The organism is Dokdonella sp. (assembly GCF_035511235.1).
In the GTDB taxonomy this organism is placed as follows: Bacteria; Pseudomonadota; Gammaproteobacteria; order Xanthomonadales; family Rhodanobacteraceae; genus Dokdonella.
In genome coordinates, this window is record NZ_DATKFQ010000012.1 from 205,685 (window position 1) to 213,846 (window position 8,162).

Sequence of the window (8,162 nt, forward strand, 5' to 3'; positions counted from 1 at the left end):
GCCGCTGCACGGCCCGGCCGGCGCGTCCAGTTGACCGGACCGGCCCGCGGGACCATGCTGTCGGCCGCCTTTTTCCCAGAGTCCATCGATCGATGATCAGACCGTGCACCTTGGCGCTGGCGCTGCTGGCCGCCGGCGGCAGCCCGCTCGTCCGCGCCGCGGACTGGTTCGTCGAAGCGCAGTTCGACGACCGCGCCGTCGTCGACCGCCTCGGCGCGCGCTTCCAGCATCTGCAGATCGATCCGGCCCGACGCCTGATCCGCGTCGACACCGACGAGGCCGGCATCGCCGCGCTGAGCGACGCGGGTCTGGAGGTGCGCGTGGACATGGTCGCGACCGCCAAGATGCGCGCGTTTCACACCGCGGTGGAGGCAGCCGATACGCCGCAGTCGATTCCGGGCTATGCCTGCTATCGCACGGTCGAGGAGACCGCCGGTTCGCTCGACGCGCTGGTCGCCGCGCACCCGGCGCTGGCCACGATCGAGACGATCGGACCGACCTGGGAGCGCGAACGCAACCCCGGCGCCGGCTACGAGATGCGCGCGCTGCGCGTGACCAACCTCGCCACGGCGGCCGACGATCCTGACCGTCCGCGCATGGTCATGTACGGTTCGATCCACGCCCGCGAGTACACGCCGGCCGAGCTGCTGATGCGGATGGCCGAAGGACTCGTCGCCGGCTACGGACACGATCCGCTCAGCACCTGGCTGGTCGACCACGTCGATTTCCGTTTCATCGTCCACGCCAATCCGGACGGCCGCAAACGCGCCGAGACCGGCATCGGCTGGCGCAAGAACACCAACGTCGAGGACGCGTTCTGCCCCGGCACGCCGAGCAGCTTCAGCCAGCCCGGCGTCGACCTCAACCGCAATTTCCCGTTCCACTGGAGCGGTACCGGCGGCTCGAGCACCGAACGCTGCGACCAGACCTTCCGCGGACCGTCGGCCGGCTCCGAGCCGGAGACGCGCAACCTCCTCGCCTATACCGTCGGCACCTGCGACGGCAGCGGCAACTGCAGCGGCGGCGCCCTGCCCGACCGGCGCGGCGAGAGCCTGGCCGATCCCGCCCCGGAGGACTACTCGGGCCTGTTCTTCGACGTCCACAGTTTTTCGCAGCTGGTGCTGTGGCCGTGGGGTGACGTCGATACCGCGACGTCCAACGACGCGCCGCTGCGGCGCATGGGCCGGCGCCTGGCCTGGTTCAACGGCTACTGGCCGATGCAGTCGGTCGAGCTGTATCCGACCCGCGGCACGACGGTCGACACCGTCTACGGCTACGTCGGCGCCGCGGCGTTCACGATCGAGCTCGGCGTCGACTTCTTCGAGAGCTGCAACGAGTTCGAGAACGCGACGCTGCCGCACAACCTGTCCGCCCTGCTCTACGCCGCACGCGCGGCGCGCCGGCCGTATCAGTGGCCGCAAGGTCCCGACGCGCGCGATCTGACGGTCGACGTCGTGCGCGTCGCCGCCGGCACCGCGGTGACGCTGCGCGCGACGATCGACGATACGCGCTACAACCAGGACAACGGCGCGGAGACCAGCTACGCGGTGACCGGCGCGCAGGCCTACGTCGACGTTCCGCCCTGGCGCAGCGGCGCGGTCGCGATCGCCGCGCAGGCCGGCGACGGCAGCTTCGACGCGACATCCGAGACGGTCCAGGTCACGATTCCGACCGCCGGTCTCGCGCCCGGCAAGCATCTGGTCTGGATCCAGGGCGTCAATGCGCGCAACGGCGGCACCGCCGGCACGCCCGATGCGGTCTTCATCGAGATCATCGGCGAGGACCGGCTGTTCGCCGACGGCTTCGAGGCGCGCTGACGGCCGCGATCTCGCCCGCACTCAGCAGACGAGGTCGCCTGCCGCGATCAGCGCACAGATCGCGCGCACGTCGCCGTCCATTGCGCGATCGCGCTGCATGAAGTCGATGTGCGTGCGGATCGCGGCCAGCGCGCGGCGCACTTCGGCGCCGGCATGGAAGTCGCGGCTGGCGGCGAGCGCATCGCGCAGCGCCTGAACCTCCGCCTCGAACGCCGCGCGGCCGGGCTCGCCCTCGCGCGGCGCGTTGCCGATCTTGGCCGCCAGCGCCTGCCAGCCGCCGCGCTCGGCGAGATCGCGTGCGGCGTTGAGCATGTCCTGGCGGTACTCCAGCGCCTGCGCCGCGGTGTAGAGCTCCAGCGCGAGGACGTGGCCCAAATCCTCGGCCATCTCGAGCACGTGGCGTGCCTCGTTGGTGCCCATCGAGACGTGGTCCTCGGCGTTCGCGCTGGTCGGCACCGAGTAGACGCTGGCCGGATGCGCGCGCGTCGCCAGATCGTTGACGAGCGCCGCGGCCGTGTACTGCACGATCATGAAGCCCGAATCGGTCGCGTCCTCGTTGCCGATCAGGAACGCCGGCAGGCCGTCGTTGGTCGCCGGATCGACCAGCTTGGCCAGGCGCCGCTCGGAGATCGAGGCCAGCACCGGCAGTGCCGCCTTGACGTAGCTCATCGCCAGCGCCAGCGGCATGCCGTGGAAATGACCGGCCGAGACGACCTGGTCCTCGATGTACAGCGGCCGCCCGGCCGCCCGGCCCTCGGCGTAGACCGGATCGTCGGCGTCCGGAAAGATCAGCGGGTTGTCGGTGACCGCATTGAGTTCGATGTCGACGATGCGGCAGGCCTGCATCCAGGCGTCGCGGACCGCACCGTGCACCTGCGGCATGCAGCGCAGGCAGTAGGCGTCCTGCGGCTGGTGCTTCTTGCCGCCGCGGAACGGCAGGAAGCGCGTATAGAACGCCTCGCGGCCGTGGCGCTGGCTGCTCGGCACCCAGTCCCAGGCGATGTCGAAGCGCCGCGCCTGCGCGTCCGGACCCTGCCAGGCATCGGCCGCCCAGGTGCGAAAACGCGGTACCAGGTGGTACGGAATGTCGACCAGGGTCGAGCCCTCGATCAGCGCGCGCATCCGGCGCGCGGTCTCGACCTGGCCCGGATGCGGCCGCAGCGCGTGGACTTCGGGCCGCAAGGCGCCGCTGCGACCGGCGAACGCGTCGAGCGTCATCGCCGCGGCCAGATCGGCGGTCGCGAGCAAAGTCTCGAGTCGGTCGAGCGCGAGCACGGCCGTCGCCAGCATCTGCGCGGTGCCGTTGTTGAGCGCGAGGCCCTCCTTGAACGAGAGCCGCAGCGGCGTCAGGCCGACGCGCCGCAGCGCCTCGGCGCCGGACAGGCGCTCGCCGCCGACGAAGGCCTCGCCGCCGCCGAGCAGCACGATCGCCAGATGCGAGAGCGGTGCCAGATCGCCGCTGGCGCCGACCGAGCCCTTCTCCGGCACCACCGGCACGACGCCGCGGTTGAGCAGCTCGGCCAGGGCCTGCAGCGTCTCGACGCGCACGCCGGAATGGCCGCGCATCAGCGTATTGATGCGGATCGCCAGCATCGCGCGCACGACCTCGGCCGACAGCGGCCGGCCGACGCAGACGGCATGCGTCACGATCAGGTTGTACTGCAGCTCCTCGAGCAGCGTGCCTTCGCGCGGCTCGGGATTGCCGCCGGGCAGCTCGTCGCGCGCGCGATGCGCGCCGAGCAGCTTGTCGGCGTTGCTGCCGAAACCGGTGGTGACGCCGTAGACCGGCTCGCCGCAGTTGACCTTGTCGGCAAGGAAGGCCGCCGCGCGCTCGACGCGCGTCAGCTGTGCCGTGTCGAGCGCGACGGCGCTGCCGCGGGCGATGGCGACCAGTTCCGCGCGCGTCATGCGCGTGCCGTCGAGGCGGATCGGAGATGCGTGCATGAAGCGATGTCCTGAAGAGAGTGCCGGGCGGAAGACGCCGATTCTCGGCGAGTGCAGCAGTCGGCGCAGGTCTGCGCGCCGCCGGGCACCGCGCCCGGCGGCCGCGACGTTCAGCCGGTGATCTCGGCCTGCGCGAGCTCGACCGTGAGCGCGGCGGCCAGTTCGGCACGCGCCACCTCGAACTGATCCTCGCGGCGCAGGTCCTTGACGGTGACGACGCCGCGCGCGAGCTCGTCCTCGCCGAGAACGGCGACGAAGCGGATGCCGGCGCGATCGGCGTACTTGAACTGCTTGCCGAGCTTGGACGGGTCCATCACGACCTCGGTCGCGATGCCGCCGTCGCGCAGCTCGCCGGCGAGCGCCAGATAATGCGGCAGATGCTCCGGCGTCATCTGCGTGACCAGCACCTTGACCGTGCTGGTCGCCGTGCCGATCAGGCCGGCCTCGCGCAGCTGCCAGTACAGGCGCGTCGCGCCGATCGAGATGCCGACGCCCGGCAGATGCGACTTGGTGTAGTTGCCGGCGAGATTCTCGTAGCGGCCGCCCGAGCAGATCGAGCCGATCTGCGGATGATCGTTCAAGGTCGTCTCGTAGACCGTACCGGTGTAGTAGTCCAGGCCGCGCGCGATCGACAGGTTCAGCGCGAAATGCGACTCCGGCACGCCGAACGCGTGGATCAGATCGAGCACCTCGCGCAGCTCGGCGCGGCCCTGCTCGAAGGTTTCGCTGCCGCTGCCGAGCGCGTCGAGCTGGGCATGCGCATCGGCCAGCGAGGTCGAACGCACCCGCACGAACGCGAGAATCCGATCGGCGACCTCGCCGGACAGGCCGAAGCCGTCGCCGGTCAGGGTCTCGCGCACCGCGTCGGGTCCGCGCTTGTCGAGTTTGTCGACCTCGCGCAGCACCAGCATCTGCCGTTCGCCGTCGGCGATGCCGAGCCCCTCGAACCAGCCGCGCATCAGCCGGCGGTTGTTGAGCTGGATCGTGAACGGGCCGATCGCCAGATCGCGGAACACGCTGTAGATGACGGCCGGAATCTCCGCGTCGTAGCGCACCGACAAGGCGTCCTTGCCGACGACGTCGACATCGCACTGGTAGAACTCGCGGAAGCGCCCGCGCTGCGCGCGCTCGCCGCGGTAGACGCGCTGCATCTGATAGCGGCGGAACGGGAAGTTCAGATCGTGCTCGTGCTCGGCGACGTAGCGCGCCAGCGGCACGGTCAGGTCGAAGCGCAGTGCCAGCTCCGGCCGTTCGCTCTTCTCGAGCGCGCCGGTCGACTGCACGAAATAGACCTGGCGCTCGGTCTCGCCGCCGGACTTGGTCAGCAGGACGTCGGCATACTCCATGACCGGCGTCTCGACCGGCAGGAAGCCGAAGCGTTCGTAGTTGCGCCGGATCGTGTCGAGCATGCCCTGGAAGGCGATCTGATCGAGCGGCAGCAGTTCGAGCACGCCGGGCGGCGTGCGGGCGGAGGTCAGGGCCATCGGGTTCCTCGAAGTTCGTCGCGCGCGGGCGGCACCCGCCTCGCACGCAGCCGGAAAGCGTACCAGAAGCGTCGACCGCAGCGTCCTTGGCCGATGTCCCGCCCGTTCGCTTCCGAGCGGCGCCGCCGCGGCCGATCCGGATCGAACCGGAACGCTTGCGCGCCCCTCGCTCAGTCGTTAACATTCGCGCCCCTGCTCGTTCGGGCAGGTGCTTCGGGGTGTAGCTCAGCCTGGTAGAGCGCTACGTTCGGGACGTAGAAGTCGCAGGTTCAAATCCTGTCTCCCCGACCAAACAATTCAACGTCCTACGCAGAAGCCGGCCTCGCGCCGGCTTTTTCGTGTCAGCACTCTGTCAGCAAACGGCGTCGTGCAATCCAGCACTGAGGTGCTTCTGAACCGTGGATACTCTCGTCTCCCTTGACCGCCTTCTTGAGATCACCGGCTACAAGACGGCTGGCGACCTCGAGCGCAGCCTGACCAGCCAGGGCATTCGGCTCTTCCGGGGCAAGGGGGGCATTCGTTGGACGACCATGGAGTTGATCAACGCCGCCGGCGGTCTGCGGTCGGACAATCAGCAGCAGGATCCGCCGAAGTACGGAGCGGACACCTTCTCCGTTTGAAACGGCGAAACTCACCGCGCCCGCAGTTCTGCGGAGACGGTCGACGTGCGTCAGCGCTAACGCCAAACCGACATTTGAAATGCCAGTTGGTGGGCCGGGCCAGCGCGTGGGGTGATCAAAAAGCACCCACCTGACATTTGAAATGTCATCTGGCCAACCGCCGCTTCAAACGGCAGTTGGGCGGCTGGATTTCTTCCGTCTCAAACCGAGGTATTGCCGTCACTGCCCTCGTTTCAAACGGCGTCAGTCGTTGCGCTCGCCGCGTTTGCGAGCCACAAGAGTGCCTGCTGGCAGCTGGCGATGATCGCCCGCCGCCCTAGTCAAGATGTCCTGCGCAAGGCGAAGTGCTTCAGACGCCTTGCGGGCCTCTCTCCCCTTCCTGCCTCCCCCTCCGGTGAACTCGCTCGACGGCACGCCAGCCTTTGGAGCGCCAGCTACTTGTATCTGCCGCTCGAGGTAGTCAAGGATCTGCCTCTCGGTGTACCGGGGAGATTTACCCAGCACGATGTACGCGATCTCGCCTCCGCTGCGAATTCGCCGCAGGGTAACAGACGCGATACCGAGGTAAGCGGCAGCCTCGACTTCGGTGTAGAGGACAGGAAGTGAGGAAGGCATCGTTCTGGGACCAATTGCGCAGCTCTCGAAATCCTCTCACCTCACTACGACGTTAGCCACCATGGTCGCGCCACCGGCTTCCCGACCGCCATCGGGTAACCGGCCTAAACCTGAGCGCTCGGCGGCTTTTTGGCGATCCAGTTGCGTGGCGCCGATGGCTCCGGGTTGACGGACGCGCACGATCTACGCATACGATGTACACCGTCGTTATCGCACATACTCCGGCACCGGCAGATCTTGCGTTGCACCCCGTAGCCAACACGATGGACAACGTGCGCAACCAGGTGCGGATTCTATAAACCTGATTGTGAAGGAGGGAGCGAATGGTTGACTATGCGGCATGGACACAAGCTGTGGGGTCTGTGGTGGCGATAATCGCGTCACTTGGTGTTTGGTATTGCCAAGCGCGACAGGCCAAGAAGATGCAACGTGATTCGCTGCGACCAAATCTATCCATGGTTCCGCACATCGGGATGTCCGCGCCAAACATTAGGATAGCCCTCAGAAATAATGGACTCGGGCCGGCGGTTGTTAAAGCGGTAACGGTGAGATTTGATAGGGAAGAAATACGCGGGGAGCCGCCAGAGGTGGGGCGAGTTGCCCTCGAACGCTTGCGCACGATGATCGGCGACGTTGAGCTGGTTCACAACAGGCATGCCCTTCCTAGGAGGGGCGACTGGATACGACCAGGGGACGAAGCTGACCTTATTGCGTTGACGCTGCCGGATGGTGTTTCGCTAATCCATATTTTCGGCAACCAGAATATACGCATGGAGCAAGAGCTCTCGAGGCTCAGCATTAGCATTCAATACGAGTCGGTTTTTGGAGACGGGTTCGAAGCAAATCTTCATTGGCAATCTTGACGAAATATTTGTTGGTTCATTCTTTGGACTGTCCCGGGACGATTCAGACCCAACCCTCGCCGCGCTCCTCGTGTTCAGAAAGGAGGTAGCACGCAAGCCTCCCCATCGAGAGCCGTCTGAAAGACTTAATTCCAGCGTCAGCGGACCGTCCCGATCGCTTCAAGCCGCTTGCAGTTTCCGCGTCATGTCAAGAATGACCACGTGAACGATGCCGCGAAGGCACCGGAGCTCGCCTTCGATCATCTGCGCCAGATCGGAACGTTGCTGCACCTGCGCCTCGGCATCGGCCTCTACTCCGAACAAAAGCCGAGTGGCCTCGCCGGTGATCCGGTCACGCTGCACTTGGAGCATGCGGTTTGCCTGCGAAGAGTGTATGCCACGCACCCCGCCCGCCTGCCGGGATCCCCGCCACCTGCCTGGTCCGAAGACGGCTCCTGCACCAAGCCCGACGCATGCGATCGAGCCGCTACGCGGCCGTCCGATGCTCGAACTGCGCCGGCCTTGCCGCTTAAACTTTCTCCGGCATGCACCGGCAGCGGAGGCTTCTTGGCCGGTGCGCGCGTTGCGGGAAAGATCGGTCGTTGGCGCCAGGGGACGATAGCGTTATCTATGGATCGAATTTGGAACGCGGAGCCGAGTCAGCGCTACCGCTTCGGCAATGTCGTCGTGGAAACAAGGGGCCGGCGCGTCTTCGTCGACGGCCATGAGCGCAGGGTCCCCCGCCGCGTGTTCGACCTGCTCCTGCTGCTGTGCCGCGCACCGCGCCGCGTGATCCCGCGCGATGCCTTGTACGAAGCCCTGTGGTCCGGCGGCCAGATC

At 67.1% G+C, this 8,162-nt stretch carries 7 protein-coding genes and 1 tRNA gene; 5 read left to right on the forward strand and 3 right to left on the reverse strand.

Annotation, left to right across the window (positions count from 1 at the left end):
- Positions 1-92 precede the first annotated feature (92 nt).
- Positions 93-1,817 carry a M14 family zinc carboxypeptidase gene (locus VMR06_RS07355; protein ID WP_325374648.1) on the forward strand — a complete coding sequence of 575 codons (1,725 nt, stop codon included), beginning with the start codon at positions 93-95 and terminating at the stop codon, positions 1,815-1,817.
- A gap of 21 nt (positions 1,818-1,838) precedes the next feature.
- Here the strand turns inward: VMR06_RS07355 and VMR06_RS07360 are convergent, their stop codons facing one another.
- Both VMR06_RS07360 and hisS read right to left on the reverse strand, forming a co-directional pair.
- Positions 1,839-3,761 carry an aromatic amino acid ammonia-lyase gene (locus tag VMR06_RS07360; protein WP_325374649.1) on the reverse strand — a complete coding sequence of 641 codons (1,923 nt, stop codon included), beginning with the start codon at positions 3,759-3,761 and terminating at the stop codon, positions 1,839-1,841.
- A 110-nt stretch (positions 3,762-3,871) separates the two neighbouring features.
- On the reverse strand, positions 3,872-5,245 hold the full coding sequence (gene hisS, locus VMR06_RS07365; RefSeq protein ID WP_414648084.1) for a histidine--tRNA ligase: 1,374 nt from the start codon (positions 5,243-5,245) through the stop codon (positions 3,872-3,874).
- A 214-nt stretch (positions 5,246-5,459) separates the two neighbouring features.
- On the opposite strand from hisS, the gene VMR06_RS07370 reads away from it, so the two are divergent.
- Together VMR06_RS07370 and VMR06_RS07375 are read left to right on the forward strand one after the other, a co-directional pair.
- Positions 5,460-5,536, forward strand: a tRNA-Pro gene (locus VMR06_RS07370).
- Positions 5,537-5,643: 107 nt separating this feature from the next.
- Positions 5,644-5,865: a hypothetical protein gene (locus tag VMR06_RS07375; RefSeq protein ID WP_325374650.1), complete on the forward strand. Its 222-nt coding sequence runs from the start codon at positions 5,644-5,646 to the stop codon at positions 5,863-5,865.
- A 243-nt stretch (positions 5,866-6,108) separates the two neighbouring features.
- Here the strand turns inward: VMR06_RS07375 and VMR06_RS07380 are convergent, their stop codons facing one another.
- Positions 6,109-6,480, reverse strand: a complete 372-nt coding sequence (locus tag VMR06_RS07380) for a helix-turn-helix domain-containing protein (RefSeq protein ID WP_325374651.1) — start codon at positions 6,478-6,480, stop codon at positions 6,109-6,111.
- 323 nt (positions 6,481-6,803) lie between these two features.
- On the opposite strand from VMR06_RS07380, the gene VMR06_RS07385 reads away from it, so the two are divergent.
- Together VMR06_RS07385 and VMR06_RS07390 are read left to right on the forward strand one after the other, a co-directional pair.
- A complete protein-coding gene (locus tag VMR06_RS07385) occupies positions 6,804-7,343 on the forward strand; it encodes a hypothetical protein (protein ID WP_325374653.1) in 540 nt (179 codons plus the stop codon).
- Positions 7,344-7,544: 201 nt separating this feature from the next.
- The coding region (locus tag VMR06_RS07390) for a winged helix-turn-helix domain-containing protein (protein ID WP_414648086.1) at positions 7,545-8,162 on the forward strand (618 nt) is incomplete at its 3' end.

Excerpts from the sequence above, each read along its gene's own strand:
- VMR06_RS07355 (WP_325374648.1), top strand. The coding sequence starts at position 93 with ATGATCAGACCGTGCACCTTGGCGCTGGCGCTGCTGGCCGCCGGCGGC.
- VMR06_RS07360 (WP_325374649.1), bottom strand. The coding sequence starts at position 3,761 with ATGCACGCATCTCCGATCCGCCTCGACGGCACGCGCATGACGCGCGCG.
- VMR06_RS07380 (WP_325374651.1), bottom strand. The coding sequence starts at position 6,480 with ATGCCTTCCTCACTTCCTGTCCTCTACACCGAAGTCGAGGCTGCCGCT.
- hisS (WP_414648084.1), bottom strand. The coding sequence starts at position 5,245 with ATGGCCCTGACCTCCGCCCGCACGCCGCCCGGCGTGCTCGAACTGCTG.
- VMR06_RS07385 (WP_325374653.1), top strand. The coding sequence starts at position 6,804 with ATGGTTGACTATGCGGCATGGACACAAGCTGTGGGGTCTGTGGTGGCG.